General features: G+C 45.0%; 16 protein-coding genes. 6 read left to right on the top strand and 10 right to left on the bottom strand.

All coding sequences use genetic code 11. The features are described from left to right. The 9 genes from HQM15_11265 to HQM15_11225 form a co-directional block, all read right to left on the bottom strand. A partial coding sequence (locus HQM15_11265) for an ABC transporter ATP-binding protein (GenBank protein ID MBF0493341.1) occupies positions 1 to 701 on the bottom strand: 701 nt, incomplete at its 3' end. Positions 702 to 773: 72 nt separating this feature from the next. Further along, a complete protein-coding gene (locus HQM15_11260) occupies positions 774 to 1,547 on the bottom strand; it encodes an ABC transporter ATP-binding protein (protein ID MBF0493340.1) in 774 nt (257 codons plus the stop codon). A gap of 71 nt (positions 1,548 to 1,618) precedes the next feature. After that, complete coding sequence (locus HQM15_11255; protein MBF0493339.1) at positions 1,619 to 2,620, bottom strand: branched-chain amino acid ABC transporter permease; 1,002 nt, start codon at positions 2,618 to 2,620, stop codon at positions 1,619 to 1,621. 62 nt (positions 2,621 to 2,682) lie between these two features. Continuing rightward, entirely contained in the window at positions 2,683 to 2,973 is a 291-nt protein-coding gene (locus tag HQM15_11250) for a DUF559 domain-containing protein (protein ID MBF0493338.1), read from the bottom strand. Positions 2,974 to 3,149: 176 nt separating this feature from the next. Further along, on the bottom strand, positions 3,150 to 4,049 hold the full coding sequence (locus HQM15_11245) for a branched-chain amino acid ABC transporter permease (protein MBF0493337.1): 900 nt from the start codon (positions 4,047 to 4,049) through the stop codon (positions 3,150 to 3,152). Positions 4,050 to 4,175: 126 nt separating this feature from the next. Beyond that, positions 4,176 to 5,306 (bottom strand): ABC transporter substrate-binding protein, encoded by a 1,131-nt coding sequence (locus HQM15_11240; GenBank protein ID MBF0493336.1) that lies wholly within the window; start codon positions 5,304 to 5,306, stop codon positions 4,176 to 4,178. A gap of 84 nt (positions 5,307 to 5,390) precedes the next feature. After that, positions 5,391 to 6,437: an agmatine deiminase family protein gene (locus HQM15_11235; GenBank protein MBF0493335.1), complete on the bottom strand. Its 1,047-nt coding sequence runs from the start codon at positions 6,435 to 6,437 to the stop codon at positions 5,391 to 5,393. A 122-nt stretch (positions 6,438 to 6,559) separates the two neighbouring features. Further along, on the bottom strand, positions 6,560 to 7,540 hold the full coding sequence (locus HQM15_11230) for a carbon-nitrogen hydrolase (protein ID MBF0493334.1): 981 nt from the start codon (positions 7,538 to 7,540) through the stop codon (positions 6,560 to 6,562). 122 nt (positions 7,541 to 7,662) lie between these two features. Next, positions 7,663 to 7,935, bottom strand: a complete 273-nt coding sequence (locus HQM15_11225; protein ID MBF0493333.1) for a NifU N-terminal domain-containing protein — start codon at positions 7,933 to 7,935, stop codon at positions 7,663 to 7,665. Positions 7,936 to 8,038: 103 nt separating this feature from the next. Between HQM15_11225 and HQM15_11220 the strand changes: the two genes are divergently transcribed. From HQM15_11220 to HQM15_11200, 5 genes are read left to right on the top strand one after another with little or no spacing between them, the layout of a single operon-like run. Beyond that, entirely contained in the window at positions 8,039 to 8,518 is a 480-nt protein-coding gene (locus HQM15_11220) for an acyl-CoA thioesterase (protein ID MBF0493332.1), read from the top strand. 9 nt (positions 8,519 to 8,527) lie between these two features. Next, complete coding sequence (locus HQM15_11215) at positions 8,528 to 8,902, top strand: hypothetical protein (GenBank protein ID MBF0493331.1); 375 nt, start codon at positions 8,528 to 8,530, stop codon at positions 8,900 to 8,902. A 3-nt stretch (positions 8,903 to 8,905) separates the two neighbouring features. Beyond that, positions 8,906 to 9,913: an endonuclease/exonuclease/phosphatase family protein gene (locus HQM15_11210; GenBank protein ID MBF0493330.1), complete on the top strand. Its 1,008-nt coding sequence runs from the start codon at positions 8,906 to 8,908 to the stop codon at positions 9,911 to 9,913. Then, positions 9,913 to 10,926: a signal recognition particle-docking protein FtsY gene (gene ftsY / locus HQM15_11205; protein ID MBF0493329.1), complete on the top strand. Its 1,014-nt coding sequence runs from the start codon at positions 9,913 to 9,915 to the stop codon at positions 10,924 to 10,926. Before HQM15_11210 ends, ftsY begins: the two co-directional genes overlap by 1 nt. A gap of 10 nt (positions 10,927 to 10,936) precedes the next feature. Then, positions 10,937 to 13,930: a PD40 domain-containing protein gene (locus HQM15_11200; protein MBF0493328.1), complete on the top strand. Its 2,994-nt coding sequence runs from the start codon at positions 10,937 to 10,939 to the stop codon at positions 13,928 to 13,930. Positions 13,931 to 14,110: 180 nt separating this feature from the next. Here HQM15_11200 and HQM15_11195 read toward each other — a convergent pair whose 3' ends face one another. Next, entirely contained in the window at positions 14,111 to 15,265 is a 1,155-nt protein-coding gene (locus tag HQM15_11195) for an ATP-binding protein (protein ID MBF0493327.1), read from the bottom strand. Positions 15,266 to 16,305: 1,040 nt separating this feature from the next. Here HQM15_11195 and HQM15_11190 point away from each other — a divergent pair. Beyond that, entirely contained in the window at positions 16,306 to 17,538 is a 1,233-nt protein-coding gene (locus tag HQM15_11190; protein MBF0493326.1) for a hypothetical protein, read from the top strand. The last annotated feature ends 299 nt before the right edge of the window (positions 17,539 to 17,837 follow it).

Raw genomic sequence — 17,837 nt, 5'->3', positions numbered from 1 at the left:
TGAACTTCTGAATTTTTCAATAAATCGGAGGCGTTTCCTTGCAGTTTGATTTCTCCGGTTTCTAGCACGTAGGCACGGTGTACATTTTCTAGCGCCAGGTAAGCATCTTGTTCTACCAGAAGAATGCCCACCCCCTGTTCGTTGATCTGTCGCAGCGTGGCGAAAATTTGTTGGGTGAGGGCGGGAGAAATTCCCAGGGAGGGTTCGTCCAGCAGCAAGAGCTGGGGCTTGGCCATCAGCGCTCGGGCAATGGCCAGCATTTGTTGTTCTCCACCGGAAAGGGTCCCGGCATTTTGGCTGAGGCGTTCTTTTAAACGGGGGAAGAGTTTAAAGAGCTGCTCAAACTCCTGTTTGAAATGGATGTTTCCTTTTCGAGAATAAGCCCCCAATTCCAGATTTTCTTTTACGCTGAGATTCGAAAAAATCTGGCGTCCCTCGGGCACTTGCGCCACACCCGAGGCGACAATTTTTTCGGGTGGCATTTCGTTTAGCAAAAGCACATCTCCGGTGGGAGAGCGATAGGAAATTTGGCCCGAACTGGGTTTTATAATTCCGGAAATGGCTCGCAACAAAGTGCTTTTCCCCGCCCCATTGGCCCCAATCAAGGCCACCCTTTCGCCCGGTTTTATTTCAAGATGGATTCCCTTCAAGGCATGGATGGCTTGATAGTGGACATTCAGATTTTGAATTTGGAGCAGCATAATATTATTGTGAATTGGTAAACCGGTAAACTCGTAAACTGGTGAACTGGTTTAATACCCTCTTTAACCAGTTTACGAGTTTACCGGTTTACGATTTCTATCCCCTAAATAAGCCTCAATCACTTGAGGATGATTGCGAATGTGCTCAGAGCTGCCTTCTGCGAGCAGGGTTCCGTAGTTGAGCACCAGGATGCGAGGGCATAAATTCATCACCACGTGCATGTCGTGTTCAATGAGGATAATCGCCAGGCCATGATCCTGGTGCAGGCCTCGAATGAGTTGCATGAGTTCGTTTTTTTCACTCAGATTCATTCCTGCAGCGGGTTCATCGAGCAACAAAAGTTTTGGATTTGTGGCAAGGGCGCGCACAATTTCCAGTCGGCGTTGATCGCCGTAGCAGAGGTTTTTTGCCAGTTCCAGGCGCTTTTCCAGGAGTCCAAAAAGTTCCAGTAAATCAAAAGTCTTTTTCTGGATTTGTTTTTCTTCATTTACAAAGGAATCCAATTTTAAAACGGAGGAGAAAAGCGAGGCCTCAATGTGAGGATGAAAGGCAATGCGTACGTTGTCTTGAACGCTTAGATTTTGAAAGAGGCGAATATTTTGAAAGGTGCGGGCAATGCCCAGGCGACTAATCTGATGGGGGTTGAAATGGATTAAACTTTGCCTTTGAAAAGAAATTTCTCCCTCACTGGGACTGTAAACCCCGCTGAGGATATTAAAAAAAGAGGTCTTACCTGCTCCATTGGGGCCGATGATGCCCAAGAGCTCTCGCTCAGCCAGCTGGAAGCTGAGTTGGGTAAGGGCTTTGATGCCTCCAAAATGGAGGGAGCAGTTTTGGATTTGCAGGAGGAGCTTATCATTCTTAGCCCTCTCTCCCCTCGAGGGAGAGAGTTGGAGAGAGGGGGGTATTGTGTTGTTCAATTGATTTTTCCCCTCTCCCTAACCCTCTCCCTCAAGGGGAGAGGGGATTTGTTTGATCTTCCAATCATAATCAAAATCAAAAGCAGTGCATAAATAATCATACGACTGTCCGATAGATTGAGGGTCGTGTCACCTAAATGAATCGCGGGAATAAATCTTAAAAGCTCGGGTAAAAAAGTGAGCAGGGTGGCAGCAATTACGGTTCCTGTCAGCGAGCCTGTCCCTCCCAAGACGATCATCACCACGTATTCGACGGACTTCATGAAAGTAAAAGAATTGGGGTGTAGGTAACTCATGAGGTGGGCATAAAGGCCACCGCCCAGTCCGGCAATAAAAGCTCCCAGGGTAAAGGCCATAATTTTAAAACGGCTGCAATCGATGCCCATGGAGGCAGCGGCAATTTCATCTTCGCGGATCGCCAGCAAGGCCATGCCTTTGGAGGAGCTGAGCAGATTTTTGAGCACGATGAAAGTGAGCGTCGCAAAAAGGAAAATCCAGAACAGGTTGGAATATTCGGGAATACCACCCAGGCCTTTGGCAGCACCCAACCATTCAAAGTTGGTGATGAGCACTCGAATAATTTCTCCAAAGCCCAAGGTGGCAATAGCCAGATAATCTCCTTTGAGGCGCAAGGTGGGAATTCCCACGAGTAATCCGGCAAGCGCCGCCAGCAGGGCACCGAAGCCCAGGGCAATCAAAAAAACAAGAGTTTGAGCATAGGCTGGGTGTAAAAAGGCCAAGTGTCTTAAAAGGGTCGCCCCACAGAGCGTGCTGACAAAAGCAGCACCGTAAGCCCCAATGGCCATGAATCCGGCATGTCCCAGCGAAAATTGACCGGTCATGCCGTTGATTAAATTAAGTCCCAAAGCCAGGATGACATTGATGCCCAGTAAGCAGAGGATTTGAATCACATAGGCGTTGAGAAAATAAGGAAAGAGGAATTGGAGAAGTAAGAGGCTAATGAAGAGGAAAAGAATTTTTAATAGACGTTGTAGCATTATTATTTTGGTTCTTCACGCTCTCGAGTGGGTAAAATAATATACTTTAACTGTTTATTCATTTATTCCCCTCTCCCCTTGGGGGAGAGGGTAGGGTGAGGGGTCCATTCACTTGCTTCCAATATCTGACTCAACACTCCCTCACGGTTCTCATAAAATTCATTGTTCCAAAATCGTAATACTCCGCACCCCTTTTCCAAACATACGAAATCCACAATATAAGCTCCAAGAATAGGTTGTCTTCTAAATTTCAATCCCTTTAAACGCCTGGACCTCAAATAGTACCAAAGATCATTTTCTGTATTTGTACTTTTCTTTCGGAGTAATTTTGAAACGCCAACCAGTGCACCCATTTATTTTTCCCCTCACCCTGACCCTCTCCCCCAAGGGGAGAGGGGAATCCTTTCTGCCTGTTTCTAATTTTTAATTGTGATACAAGTTTTTCATCCTACTCAATTCTCTTCCTATCCACTACTTGCGCGTATTTCCTGCCCTTGAATACCTCAAATTTACCCACTCGCTTCCGGCTTCACACCTTCTCCTGGCTTTTCTTCCCCAACAATCCTTCAGGCTTAAACAGTAAAATCAAAATCAGTAAAACAAAGGCGATGGCATCGCGATAGGTTGAAGACAAATATCCTGAAACAAAGGTCTCGGATAGCCCCATCACAAAACCACCCAATAAGGCGCCTGGGATATTTCCAATGCCTCCCAATACCGCAGCCACAAAGGCTTTGAGGCCAGGCATCATTCCCATGAGGGGATCAATTTTAGGATTGTACATACTAGCAAGCACGCCTGCAGCACCGGCCAGAGCGGAACCCAAGACGAAGGTCCAGCGGATAATTCGGTTGACTGGAATCCCCACAAAGGCCGCAGCGGTGTGCGAGAAAGAGACGGCGCGCATGGCCTTGCCTACCTTGGTTTTCATCACAATAAAGTGCAGTAGAAACATCAAGAACAAACTGACCCCAAAGATGAGCAGCTGAATGCTGCTGAGTCGTACTTCTTTCCATTGAAAGAGGACGGTTTGAGAAAGCAGCTCAGGAAAGAATTTAGGATCGGCTCCAAAAATAAGTTGTCCGCCATTTTGTAATAAGAGGGAAACCCCGATAGCGGTGATTAAAGAAGAAATGCGAGGGGCAGACCGCAGGGGTTTGTAGGCCAGTTTCTCAATGCTCGCACCGAGCAGGGCACAGCAGAGCATGGAGCTCAGCAACACGATAGAAAAATGAAGCAAAGAAGGATCTGTAAAACCCAAGGCGCGAGTGAGATAGTAACCCGCCATGGCTCCCATCATATACACCTCGCCGTGCGCAAAATTAATGAGGCGCAGCACTCCGTACACCATGGTGTAGCCCAAGGCGATGAGGGCGTAGATGGAACCCCAGGCGAGACCATTGATGAGTTGTTGGAGGAAGAGGGACATCAAGGTCCCTCCCCTTAAGCTAAGGGGAGGTTAGGTGGGGTTATGGGCACTTTGTTCTCAATTGGCCATAACGCCCCCCAACCCCCTCTTAGCTTAAGAGGGGGAGATTAAGGTTAAAAGTCGGTCTCAGGGATTCACCGCATCCGCAAATTTAATTTTTCCATCCTCAATTTTCAAAATCACCAGACGCTTTTGGGCATTGCGTTTTTCATCCATTTTAATTTGTCCTGAAATTCCTGAAAAGTTTTGGGTAGAGGCCAAGGCCTCTTTAATTTTGCCAGCATCTTCGCTGCCAGCGCGTTGGATGGCGTCATAAAGCAGACGGGCGGTATCGTATCCGAGTACCGCCATGGCATCGGGCACTTCGTGAAATTGTTTTTTGAATTTCTGAATAAATTGTTGCACCACAGGGCTGGGATCATCCACTGCATAATGATTGCTGAAATAGGCGCCATTCACGGCAGATCCGCCAATTTCAAGGGTTTTAGCAGAGTCCCAACCATCTCCGCCCATCATGGGGATATTCAGGCCTAACTCTTTGGCCTGTCTGGCGATAAGACCCACCTCAGTATAATAACCGGGAACGTAGAGTCCTTCGGGATTTTTTGATTTGATGCTCGTGAGTTGAGCTCTAAAATCGATATCGCCTTCGGAGTAAGATTGGATCTCTACAATTTCTCCGCCTGATTGTTTGAAAGTTTTTTCAAAAAAGTCGGCCAGGCCTACCGAGTAATCATTTTTAATGTCTTTCAAGATGGAAACTTTTTTGAGACCCAATTTCTCGAACACAAACTTGGCCATGGCCTCGCCTTGAAAGGTATCTACAAAACAGGCCCTGAAAATATAGTCCCCCACTTCAGTCACTTTGGGATTGGTAGAAGCCGGGGAGATCATCGGAATTTTTGCCTTTTGTGCCTCGGGTGCTGCAGCCAGAGAACGGGAAGAGGCCACTTCTCCAATGATGGCCTTCACCTGGTTTTGCTTGATGAGTTTTAAAATGGCATTCTTCGCTTCTTCGGGTTTGCTTTGATCGTCTTCGGTAATCACCTGAATTTGTTTACCCAGCAAACCGCCTTGCTGGTTGACTTCTTCGGTAGCCATTTTAACGCCTTTATGTACCGATTGTCCAAAGGTGGCCGTACCGCCTGTGAGGCTGCCGTATTCACCTATGAGAAGTACATTCTCATTTTTTTTGCAGGAGAGAACTGAAAGGGATGTAAGAACTAGAAACGAAAAAGTAAGAATTTTTTTGAGCATAGAATTCCTAAGAAAAAATTGAGAAGTATGTGGAACCCTAATATATGCCGCCCCCTCTTTTTTCAGGCAAGTGTTAATTCAGGATCAACAGAAAGGTTGCTGTTGCGTCACACAATGAAGGGCGCCCATGCCCCAAATGAAATCGTTGCAAATAATTCCGACAATTTTTCTCGATGGGAAAATTTTTTGCAAGCGTTCTAAAACAGTGGTGTCATTTTTGTGCTGATAGATTGGAACTAAAAGCACCTTATTCGCGATATAAAAATTGGCATAGGAGGCCGGAAGCCTTCCTTCATCCCCTCGGTCTAATCTTCCAGGCATAGGCAAAGTGATAATCTTAAAGGCTTTGCCGTCCTGGTCTTTCATTTTCTGAAGATGTTTCAAGTTTTCTTGAAGGGCTTTGTAATTTTCATCGGCCGGATCTTCTTCCACGACGGTGACAATCGTGTCTGCGGCAACGAAGCGAGTGATGTCATCCACATGCCCGTCCGTATCGTCTCCTGCGATTCCTTCCTCTAACCAAAGGATGTGGTGAGCTCCCAAATATTTGCAGAGATAGGCTTCGATTTCTTTTTTGGTCAGATGGGGGTTTCGATTTTTGTTCAAGAGGCATTGTTCGGTAGTGAGTAAGCTGCCCTTTCCATTCACATCAATCGATCCGCCTTCCAATACCAGTGGAGGCTGGATTACAGGGATTTGTAAAAACTTTTCCAAACGTTGAGGAATGTCATCATCCCGTTTTAAAGTTTCATATTTATTGCCCCAGGCGTTGAAGAGGAAGTCGAGGGCGTAGATTTGACCCTCTCCTTTTCTTACCCCCTCCTTTACAAGGAGGGGGTTGGGGGTGGTGTGAACAAATATCGGCCCATAATCCCGAATCCACGAATCGGAGGTCTTAATAAAATGAAAATTTAAATTTTTTGGATTCGCCTGATATTTTTTTAATTTTTGTTGAACGAGATTTTTGGTCTCGATGTCATCCACTAATAAATTCACAATCTCATGAGGAGTTAAGGCCTCTATCATCTGACAAAAAATCTCTTGGGCTTGTGGCACGCGGTCTGGCCAGGTGAGGGGATCTTTGGGCCAGGTGAGCCAGGTGGCAAGGTGCGGGGCCCATTCGGGGGGCATGTGGTAATTTGGGTTATTCATAATCAAAGGGATTAGTAACAGTGATAAAATCTGCGGAACTCAAGTAAATAGTAGTTTTATTCATGACAAGGGAGTGCCATACGTATGGCAAGAGGTCAAGCTCAGGTCCTATACTCCTCTGGCCTGCGGCAAGTGAGGAAAGGCCAGTCTTTGCGCACTCTTTCAATCTCCGACAAATCACACGTAGCCATCAGAATTTCTTCGTGATCGTGGCTGGCCTTGGCCAGTACTCGCCCTAAAGGATCAGCGATAAAAGATCCTCCCCAAAAACTGAGATGATTTTCTAATCCGGTACGATTGCAAGCGGCAATAAAGACGGTGTTTGCAATAGCATGAGCGCGTTGGATGGTAAACCAGGCGTCATACTCGGTGAGCCCCAATTCAACGCGATTGTTTTCGGGGCGATGGGAATTAGGAGAAAAGCTATCGGAGGGCCATCCGATTGCCGTAGGATAAAAAATAATCTCTGCTCCTTGCAAAGCAAGGCTGCGTGCCCCTTCGGGGTACCATTGATCCCAGCAGACTTGAACCCCAATGTTTCCAAATCTGGTTTTGAAGATCGGATAACCTAGATCGCCAGGTTTAAAATAATAAAGTTCGCTGTAATAATTTTCGAGGTCATTGGGGATGTGGACCTTGCGGTATTTGCCTAAGAAGGTTCCATCGGCGTCTAAGACGCAGGCGGTGTTGTAGTAATTCAACCCCTCACCCTGACCCTCTCCCCCAAGGGGAGAGGGGACTTGATCTTTTGTAGATTCTATATTTTTCCCCTCGCCCCTTGGGGGAGAGGGTAGGGTGAGGGGTCCTTTTTCAAAAAGCGAAGCGACGAGGACCACTCCCAGTTCTTTGGCGAGTTTGCCTAGAACCTCTGTCGTCTTGCCCGGGATTTCTTCAGCGAGTACAAAATACTTCTCATTATTTTCCTGACAAAAATAAAGATTGGTAAACAGCTCCTGCGTAGAAATAATCTGCGCACCTTTTTTTGCGGCTTCACGGGCGAGTTGGATTACTTTGTCCAAATTTTCTTGCGCCTTACCGCTGCAAGACATTTGGAGCAGGGCCAGTGTGATGTTTGTAGACATGATTCTATACTCCCCTCGCCCCTTGAGGGAGAGGGCAGGGTGAGGGGAAATATTTGATTCAAATTGCATCAAAGATCACCCTCTCCCTGACCCTCCCCCCTCAAGGGGGAGGGGAATGGTATTCACTCGGGAAATATTAAGTAAACTGCATTTTCCACAATCTCAAAAACTTCATCCCAGGAAGCTTCGGGAATCTTGTTCACTTTTAAAATCTGCTCATTCAAAAAGACACTTTTAATTTTGCCATCTTCCAGGAGGGCTTTTGCCAAAGGATTGTCCAGGCTCTGTTCTACATTTAAAAACATTTTGGGTGTGTCACTGAGTTGACGATTCACGTAGAACTGAAAACCGTTGGGTTCAGGCAAAGGCTCGGGTCGAAGGACAAGTTTTGACATGGGTTCTCCTGCACAGGCTCTTAGTGAAGAGCAATTGTACTTGTCAAAACATCTTTTGTGCTTCAATACGTTTGTAGTTTTAATCCTTTTTTTTGGAGTTTTTATGCAAGCGATCCCTGCCTCAAATTCCACTGCGGAATTTACTCATCTGGTTTTACCTCCCGATATTAATGCCATCGGAAGCATCTTCGGTGGGCGCATCATGGAGTGGATCGATATCGCCGCTGCCATTGTGGCGACTCGGCATTGTCGCAAGGTGGCCGTGACAGCCAGTATGGACGCGCTGCATTTTATTTCTCCGGTAAAATTAGGGGATATTGTGATTATCAAGGCCTCGGTCGATTATGTGCACAATACTTCCATGGAAATTGGAGTGCGGGTGGAATCGGAAGAACCTACCACGGGAATTCGAAAACACACCGCGAGTTCTTATCTTACCTTTGTGGCCCTGGATGAGAACGGAAAACCCACGCCCGTGCCGGAACTGATTCTGGAAAACGAAGAGCAGAAAAAACTTTTTGAAGAAGGCAGGGAACGGCGAGAAGAACGTCTAAAATGGAAGGCAAGACATCCCCAAACCTAGGAGAAAATAATGAAGAAGTTTTTTAATCTATCCCAATGCGTTTTTATTTTAATGGGAATACTGGGCCTCGCCTGCCTGAGCGCCTGCCAGTATCTACAACCTGAAAAGAAAATCCTTCAAGAAGCCAAACTTGGGCAATATCCGCCCACTGGCCCTCTGGGGGTGGCGGAATGTGATGATTATATTGCCCGCTACCAAAAATGTGTGACAGAAAAAGTACCGGAAAAGGCCAAAAAGGCCTACCGTGAAGGTTTGGAAGTCACCTTGAACTATTGGAAAACCCAAACGGATACTCCCGAAGGCAAAATGGGTTTGGTCACGGCCTGCAAGGTGGCTTATATGGGCTCTCGCACGACCATGGCGGCTTTTGGTTGTGAGTTTTAGTTTATGAAAAAAATCTGGATAAAAATATTATTCATTCTGGCCAGCATTGCCTTTGCCATTTATCTGGCGGCGACCTCTACTTCTTATCCCTCACAGCAACTCATCCATTATCCTGAAATTTCTTCCACCGAAACAAGACCGCAAAGCCTTAAAGTAATGACCTACAACATGGGTTACGCCTCGGGAGATAAAAATAATCTTCCGGTAAAACTCAAGCGCGAAGAAGTAGAAGATCAGCTCAAAAAAATGGCCACGGCCCTGCAAAAGGAAAATCCGGATATCCTTTTGTTACAAGAAGTGGATTTTGCCTCGCAGCGCACTTTTTACATCAATCAGATGCAGTTTTTAGCGAAGGCCCTGCAGCTGCCTTATGCGGCCCTGGCCCTCACCTGGAATAAGCACTATGTGCCTTGGCCTTATTGGCCTCCGGCTGTCCATTTTGGGCGCATGGTTTCAGGACAGGCCGTGCTTTCACGTTTTCCCATTACTGAACAAATCGTGCATGTTTTTTCAAAGCCCAAAGAAAATCCTTTTTGGTACAACTGGTTTTATTTAAATCGCGTGGCACAAAAAGTATCCATCGATTTAGGAGAGAAAAAACTGAAATTATTTAATGTGCATCTGGAGGCCTTTAAGGAAGGAACCAATCAACTTCAGCATGAGGAGCTTGCTCAGCTGGTTTCAGCTCAGCTTTCCGCCCAGCCTGGAGAGCTATTCCTCCTGGGAGGAGATTTTAATAGTCCTTCGCAATTTGTAGAAGGCCTGGAAAAAACGGACGAAGAAAATTTACTAGGCCGGCAGCAAAGCCTGTTCAAGCTTCAAAATACCCTGGGCTTGCAAAATGCTGAAGTTTCTCAGAAAAATTTCTTTTCTATTCCCTCCTGGAAACCGGTCAAAAAAATAGATCATCTTTTCTATTTTCAAAACCAGCTGAATCTAATAAGTGCCGGTCGCGTGATGCCACTGACGGCAAGCGATCATTTACCTATTTGGGCCGAGTTCAAATTATGATGGATTTTGATATTGCAAGTCTTCGTTTGTATGTTTTGGGTGCCGTTGCAGTACTTATTCTGCTTATTCTGCTGGTTTATTCCATTCTGCGACGTCGAAAACAAAAAAAAGAATTTTCGCCACTCACCGAAGGCCTCAGAAAATCGCAACGAAATTTTTCGGATAAAATTAATGTTCTGGTGGGGCGAGGAAAAAAAATTGATGCAGAATTGTTTTCGACCCTGGAGCAAATATTGATTGAAGCCGATGTGGGCGTAAAAACCACCCAGAAACTGCTTCAATTTTTGCATGCCGATATCGACCAAACCGGGAAACAAGATATTCGATTGTTGAAGCATTACTTAAAGCAAGAGCTAGTTAAAATTTTAGAAGCTCCCCCTCGCTCCAGTCCCGCTTCCGAAGCGCCCCAGGTGATTTTGGTGGTAGGAATTAACGGCGTTGGGAAAACGACCACCATTGGAAAACTCGCCAAAAAATTCCGCGTAAAAGGCCTAAAAGTCTTGTTGGCCTGTGCCGACACCTTTCGCAGCGGAGCAATCAATCAACTCAAAATCTGGGCAGAACGCGTGGGGGCCAATACCCTGGCTCAGCAAGAAGGAGCAGACCCGGCAGCGGTGGCTTATGATGCTGTAAAAGCGGGTGCTGCTCGGGGAATTGATGTGGTTATTATCGACACGGCAGGGCGTTTGCATACCAAAGTGAATCTGATGGAAGAAATGAAAAAAATAAAACGCGTGCTTGGCAAAGCGAAGGCGGGCACCCCTCACGAAGTGCTGATGGTGATTGATGCCACCATGGGGCAAAATGCCTTGAATCAGGCCCGAGAGTTTCATGAGGCTTTAGGATTGACGGGTCTTATTCTGAGTAAATTGGATGGGACAGCCAAAGGGGGAATTGCCGTGGCTATCCGTGACGAATTGAATGTCCCCATTCAATATATCGGGATAGGCGAACGCATCGATGATTTGCGGGAGTTCTCTGCCAAGGAATTTGTGGATGCCCTTTTGAATTGAATTCAAGCTCATGATTAAGAAACTCTTTCTTGAACTGTTTTTTGTCTGGATACTTTTTCTTTTTTCCTCTTTGACCCAAGCGGCTTATGTAGATCCTCGCCTAAACTGGAAAACCATACAAACGACACACTTTAATATCCATTATTATGACCAAGAAGTTCTCATGGCCGAAAAACTGGCGCCCATTGCCGAAAAGGTGCACGAGCAACTTTCCAAAAAATACCAATGGCAGCCTTGGGGTCGTACTGAAATTGTTCTGGTGGATAGCACCGACATTGCCAACGGCTTTGCCACTGTGCTTCCTTATAACTATATCTTGCTCTTTCTCACGGCTCCCGAAGCGGACTCCTTTTTGAATTATTATGACGATTGGCTGGAAGATCTTTTTATTCATGAATACACGCACATTCTGCACATGGATCAATACGGGGGCATTGCAACCCCTTTTCACTGGATCCTCGGCAAAATTATAGCCCCCAATGGTTTAACCCCTGCCTGGGTGCGAGAGGGAATCGCTGTTTATCAGGAAAGTAAAAAAGGAAAAGGGCGTGCCCACAATCCTTATGTGGACATGGTCTTGAGGACGGACATCCTCAATCATCAATTTCTGAACATCGATGAAGCTGCAAACTTTAAGGTCGAATGGCCCTCCAACAGTGCTGCTTATCTTTATGGCGGGGCCTTTTGGACTTATTTGGCCGACACTTATGGAGACGAAAAAATAGAGGAATTCATCAAACGCTATGGAGACTCCCTCTGGTTTTTTTCGTTGAACAACAAGGCCCGCAAGACCTTTGACGGCAAAAACTTTCTGACACTCTGGAAAGAATGGAAGGCCTCACTCGAAAAAAAATATGCGGAACAAAAAGCGAAAATCGAGCAAGAGCCCCTCACTCCCCTGGAAGTACTCTTTAAGGAAAAGGGCAATATCACTTCCTTAACCCTTGCCCCGGATGGGGAAACTCTAGCCTACATTCAAAATAATCTGGATGGCCCCGCTCAGATTCATTTGCGTACTCTCCAAACCGGTAAAGATGAAATTTTGGCCAAAAGACAAATTGGAGATCGTTTGAATTTTTCTCCGGATGGAAAAAAAATTATCTTTTCGGCCATTACCAATTCCAAAATCTACAATTTCTATAAAGATCTTTTTGAACTGGATATCGCTTCTAAAAAAATTACTCGTCTCACCCAGGGACAACGACTCAGTTTTCCAAGTTATCACCCCAGCAATGGAAAGATATTGGCCGTCAAAACGCTGACGGGCTCCAGTGAACTGCTGCTTTATGATCCACGGACCAAAACAAGCGAGGTGCTCACACAATCCATCCCCTATGTGTTGTATTCCTACCCGCATTTTTCACCGGATGGTCAAAAGATTGTTGCCACGGTCTGGAAAGAAGGAAAAAGAAATCTTTACCTCTTGAGTGCCGATGGCAAGCACTCCACACAGCTCACCTCTGGAAACTCCAACAAAACTGATCCCAGTTGGACCAAAGAGGGCCACTCTATCCTTTACACCAGCGATGAAGATGGGGTGCCCAATCTTTACGCCTTGCACCTGGGCGAAGATTTACTCGAGATGAAAGGGAACATCACTCCCACGCAAATCACCCAAAAAAAAATCACCCATGTTTTGACGGGACTGTTTTATCCACAGGAAGGAAAAGAAAATCGCTACTATTCTCTTCATTATACGGGACGTGGTTTTGAAGTGGTTCGTCTGACCTTATCCACTTTTTCACCCCTCTCGAAGATCACTGCGATTCCGTCGAATAAAAAAATATTCCAAAAAGGGAAACGTCTTACTTTGTCCGAATCTATCCCCAGCAAGACAGAGCCCCTTAAGAGGGAGGCTGAGGGGAATCTTAGAAAAGAATACCATTTAAAAAATTATAACCCCTTCAACAAATTTTTCGTTCCCCGCTACTTGATTCCCGGTTTCTATTATGGAGACGGAGGCCTGATCCTCAATGGTATAACGGGTTCCAATGATCCTCTGGGCTGGCATTTCTGGAGTGGTGACATTTCTTACAGAACCAATCTGGGTTTTTTGGGAGGTGATTTTCAATATACCTACAATCGTCTTGCAGTTCCTTTCTATGTGGGCTTTTCGGATCATGCGGCCAACTATGGCGACATTTTTCACTTGGGCAAAGATTATTACGAAGAAAGAAGAAACGTCTATGGGGGAATCGAAGCCCGCCTGGGCCCCAAGCATAAGCTGAATGCCTATTATACCTTTGAGTTTCGAAAAGATGCCTCCGACCTTCCTTCCTCTTATTCTTCACAATTAAATTTGGGACGCTATGCTGGCTTTGGCTTCACTTACCGCTATAACAACACTAAAACTTATCCTTTGTCTATCGGACGTGAAGAGGGGCCCAGTTTAAAAATCAACTTCGAATATCTGGACGAGGCCTTGGGTTCTTCACCCGAAAATGAAACAAAGGTTTTGGAAGCCGATTTTCGTTATTATTGGAAAATTCCAAAGACCCCACGTCATTTTCTGGCCTTTAGGGCTGCCGGAGGAATCAATTGGGGAGACAAACTCTATCAAGGTGTTTTTCGCCTGGGTTCGGCCTTGGGAGAAAGCACACTCAATCCTAACAATTCCCGATTATATGCCTTGCGAGGCCTTCCTTCGGTCACTTTTTCAGGAGATAGAGCCCTGCTGTTTTCGGCCGAATACCGCCTCCCCTTATTGCGCGTCGATAGAGGTTGGGGCACTGCTCCTTTTTATCTGAAGGATTTTCATTTGGCTTTTTTTGGAGATTTAGGAAGCGTTTTCGACCAAGCCCCTCACTGGGATGAGTTCCTTTTGGGAGTAGGTGCTGAACTTCGAAGTGATTTTGTTTTAGGCTATGGTTTACCGCTCTCCGCACGTCTGGGTTATGGAGTAATTGTGAAAGGAAGAAAATTTTTAGGATCCCTCCAAGATCCTGTCACGGGTTCCAGTTTGAAAAATGGAACTGTCCTCTTTCAATTGGGGACTTCGTTTTAATTGGATAAACAAAAATTTCCCCTTTGACTAAATAAAAATCGCGATTCACTGTAATTTTATGCTCAATGCTCGTGCCCATTTTGAAGAAATTGAATCCCAAATTCTTGCCCCTTATGCCTGCCACTCTAAAAATTCTCTCGGTCGGGAATATGCCGAAGAGGAACATCCTTAAGCCTTTCGTCATTTAAAACCAATCTCATCTGCCCACAGTTTCTTTAAAAAATCTTCCCAATAAAAAAAAGTAACTCCCTCTTTTTCTCGCGTAATCTTGTCTCGAGTGATTAAATAATATTTTTTAAACACTTTTTCTTCCCTCAAGGTCAGCAATCCTTTCAGATGTCTTTCTTGTGCATTTGTGGTGGCTTTGACTTCAATCGCAGTATGATCACCAATTAAAAAATCTACTTCTGCACCCTGTTGAGTGCGCCAAAAAGTGAGAGTTTTTTTGATGCGGCGGTAACTTAAATAGGCTCTTAGTTCTATTCCCATCCATTGTTCAAAGCTGGCGCCGTATTGGGAAGAGTTTCGATCGAGCATTTCAGTGCCGGCCAAATGGTGCACAACCCCTGTATCAAAAAAATAAAATTTTGCAGTTTGTATTGCCTTTCTTTTTTTGGAAAAAACCCAGGGCTCCAGAAAAAAACCCAGTAAGGTATCTTCCAAAACGGAATAATATTCTCGTATGGTGGAAGGTGCAATTCCGGCATCGCTGCCCAGTTGGGTCATATTGAGTAGATCTCCATTGGATAGGGCCGCTAATTTTAAAAAACGCGAAAAAGGAGGTAATTTTCGAATAATTCCTTCTGCAAGGATTTCTTCTTTTAAATAAGTTCTCACGTAAGCATCCAGCTCTTCTTCAGGATTTTCACTTGCATAAACTTGGGGGAGCCCTCCATATCGAAGATAAGAATCCAGATTAAAATGGGGAATTTCTTTCCAAGTCAGAGGAAAAAGCTCGGCAATCCAGGCCCGCCCTGCCAATAGATCCGCATGAGATTTTTTTAGTTTTCGAGCAGAGCTTCCAGTGAGTAAAAAACGATAAGTGCTATTTTCTAACAGGTGATGCACTTCACTTAAAAGTTCAGGAACTTTTTGAACCTCATCGATTACGATCATTGATTTTTTCTTGGCCTGAGCCTTTAAAATTTCCTCCAAATCTCCTGGCGATTGAGAGAGTTTCAAAAACCAATGAGATTTTAAAAGATCGATCACAAAGGCCTGTTTTGCAAGTTGCTCCCGTATTAAATAACTTTTGCCTGTTGAACGTGGGCCAAAAAGGAAAAAAGATTTTTGTTTAAGAAGTTTTTGAAGATTTAATTCGCGAAGATAACGCATAAAACAGTACTATTGTTGAATTTACTAAAAAATCAACAATAGAAATGTGGATTTTATCTTGTCTAAGCTGTGTCCTCCCGAGGGATAGTGAGAGATCCCGTTGGTTTTTCAATTGTATCCACTGGATCCCTGCCTTCGCAGGGATGACACAGTCCGGAATCAGAACTTAAATGCTTTGGTTGCTGTGGGCCGTGTTATGCGTATATGAAACAATAGACTCCTTTCCCAGTCCGCCTCACCGCAGCGAAGATATACTTTGCTCGGGCATTAGTTTAAAAAAAATATTTCATGTAATTAACTACTAACACACAGTAATTATTGTATTTTTTTAAATAGCCGATTTAAAAAAATTACTTAGCAACTTTTCTAACAGCTTGCCGATAAAAGATTTGTTATTCTGGTGCATATATCCGCGGAGATTCTGGCTTGCGCCAGATTTGTCAGAGCAAATTACCCAAAATTGTAAAAATCGCGTAAGCCAAGCTAGTAAGTAAACTTATAAAAAATGGAGAAACTCATGGGAAATTATTTTGACCCTTTTAAAATTCTAAGCGCTTTTCCTGGCTCTCAAAACACTTTTTGCAGGGGAGGGTCATGTGTCGCAGTCGTTGATCCTTTAGGGTCAATCCCGAATTAATCTTATCTCGACCCATCCTTTTTCAAAATCTTTCTAGAAAAAAGAATAAAAATAGGTATCAACCATGACTTACACCCTAAGATTTAATGATAATGACAGTAATGCCAACGTGTTAGATGCAGGTGATACGGTCGTGATCCGAGAAGAAGGGCGAAATGATCGGCCTACAACTCATACTTACAATGCAATTGATTTCGTTACGAACCCTACCGAGTATCGCGCCTATGGAACACCCAATCAACGATTGCAGCAAGTCATTCAGGCCGCAATACCAGAATCGGTACGAGAATTACTGAGTATGGGAGGTGGCTATGCTACTAGGATTAATTACCTCGACGTCCCTAGGGATATCATAGAACGAGTCAGCTATGCCGAGAGGTTAATGGAAGTTCGTAATCGTCCCGTGATTACAACGCCACCTGCAGAGCGCATTCCTTATTTTCCGGAATGGGATTCAACGCGACCTCGATCGATGGGTGCTGCCGTTGAGGTGTTGGGTTGGCGTTTAGAAATGGCGCGAGCTTATCATGCTAGATTGCAACAGCCGGAGATTGATCCGCTTACCGTGATGCCATTGCGAGCAGAATTAAATCACATGCAACGCCAAGCGGATCGGGACCAACTGAGTTATTATGTTTGGACGATCTTAAGAGATATTTATTATTTACCGCGTCTTCCAGAAGAGGGTTACAATCGAGAAGCTGCAATGCACGTCGCACAAGAGGTACGGGCAATTTTAGATCGCGAAATGCCAACTTTAGTTTCAGATTTAGTGAATCGAGATATTGCACCCTGTGATTTTCAGTTCCATATGCCGCATACGCTTGAAACACAGCGGGTTCGAGACCACATGGCATTGGGTCTTGCCGAATATCGCGCCCACCGACCGGAACAAGCTAGACTTCATTATCGCGCAGCACAACGCTTCTACGAATGGGGCTCTCGTGAAGGGTATTTAGATATTCCATCTTCCAATCGCCCTTCTTACGAGGTGGCGAGTGAATTAGGGCGAGAGATTCGTTACGGAGAGGTTGACATTCACTTTCTCAATCGTTTTGACGACAATATTGGGCTTAATTTATTGCATTACCGACGTCTTTTAGAAGAACGAGGTATTCCTCCTGGGCAAGAAGTGACGGCGGTATTTTTGGCAAGAACCGATTGGAATGGTGCTTTCAATGTGCCACATCTTTTTAGAAGCTTGGTGAGTGAATCTGATGCTGCAGTCTTATATTTCGAAGTAGGATCAAAACAAGAGCGCATAGCAGCAGCTCGACACATTAGAGATATGCTAGGGAGAACGGCATTGAACGTCATCGTTGGTGGCCATGCCGATGCTCAGCATATGAGGCTAGACAATGGTCCTGGACCAGAATCTTTAGTTGAAGTAGGGGATGATTTCAGTGACATCCGCGATCTCGTCAGCCCTCAAGGTAACGTGATTTTATGGGGCTGTTCCACTGGGCATGGAGGTGCAGCGGAAAATAATTTGGTGAATTGGACGGCTTCACAAATTCCAAGTGTGAATGTTTTTGGCATTAATGAAGGTGGAAATATCGACCACTTTGTTTTTGAAAATCGTCGATTACAAGGGGTGGTTTTTCGCAGCAGTAATTACAATGTAATACGCCACTAATTTTAAAATGAAATAATCTGCCTTTGGAACGTACCAAAGGCCCTGCCCGGGCAAACCAATCAAACCCGAACTTTTTCGGAAAATTTTACAAATGGATTAAGGATAGTACTACCCACCACAAATCTTACAAGGTATGCCACCCCGTTTATAGGCTTCGCTTCTAGGGATGATGATGCGAAATCGCAAGACAGGGACCCAGTGATCCGCAAGGATAGGGACCCACTCGGAGCGTAGCGACGGATCTTATTTTTTCTTTTTATAGGTGGGTCCCTATCGATGCAATTTGTTTTTTTCTGGGC

The sequence above is a fragment of the Deltaproteobacteria bacterium genome (assembly GCA_015233135.1).
Lineage (GTDB): Bacteria > UBA10199 > UBA10199 > JADFYH01 > JADFYH01 > JADFYH01.
The sequence above is the reverse complement of the archived record's forward strand: the minus strand, read 5'-3'. Positions and strand labels throughout refer to the sequence as shown.

Coding starts and splice junctions, on each gene's coding strand:
- HQM15_11255 (MBF0493339.1), bottom strand. CDS start 2,620: ATGCTACAACGTCTATTAAAAATTCTTTTCCTCTTCATTAGCCTCTTA.
- HQM15_11250 (MBF0493338.1), bottom strand. CDS start 2,973: ATGGGTGCACTGGTTGGCGTTTCAAAATTACTCCGAAAGAAAAGTACA.
- HQM15_11245 (MBF0493337.1), bottom strand. CDS start 4,049: ATGTCCCTCTTCCTCCAACAACTCATCAATGGTCTCGCCTGGGGTTCC.
- HQM15_11240 (MBF0493336.1), bottom strand. CDS start 5,306: ATGCTCAAAAAAATTCTTACTTTTTCGTTTCTAGTTCTTACATCCCTT.
- HQM15_11235 (MBF0493335.1), bottom strand. CDS start 6,437: ATGCCCCCCGAATGGGCCCCGCACCTTGCCACCTGGCTCACCTGGCCC.
- HQM15_11230 (MBF0493334.1), bottom strand. CDS start 7,540: ATGTCTACAAACATCACACTGGCCCTGCTCCAAATGTCTTGCAGCGGT.
- HQM15_11225 (MBF0493333.1), bottom strand. CDS start 7,935: ATGTCAAAACTTGTCCTTCGACCCGAGCCTTTGCCTGAACCCAACGGT.
- HQM15_11220 (MBF0493332.1), top strand. CDS start 8,039: ATGCAAGCGATCCCTGCCTCAAATTCCACTGCGGAATTTACTCATCTG.
- HQM15_11215 (MBF0493331.1), top strand. CDS start 8,528: ATGAAGAAGTTTTTTAATCTATCCCAATGCGTTTTTATTTTAATGGGA.
- HQM15_11210 (MBF0493330.1), top strand. CDS start 8,906: ATGAAAAAAATCTGGATAAAAATATTATTCATTCTGGCCAGCATTGCC.
- ftsY (MBF0493329.1), top strand. CDS start 9,913: ATGGATTTTGATATTGCAAGTCTTCGTTTGTATGTTTTGGGTGCCGTT.
- HQM15_11200 (MBF0493328.1), top strand. CDS start 10,937: ATGATTAAGAAACTCTTTCTTGAACTGTTTTTTGTCTGGATACTTTTT.
- HQM15_11195 (MBF0493327.1), bottom strand. CDS start 15,265: ATGCGTTATCTTCGCGAATTAAATCTTCAAAAACTTCTTAAACAAAAA.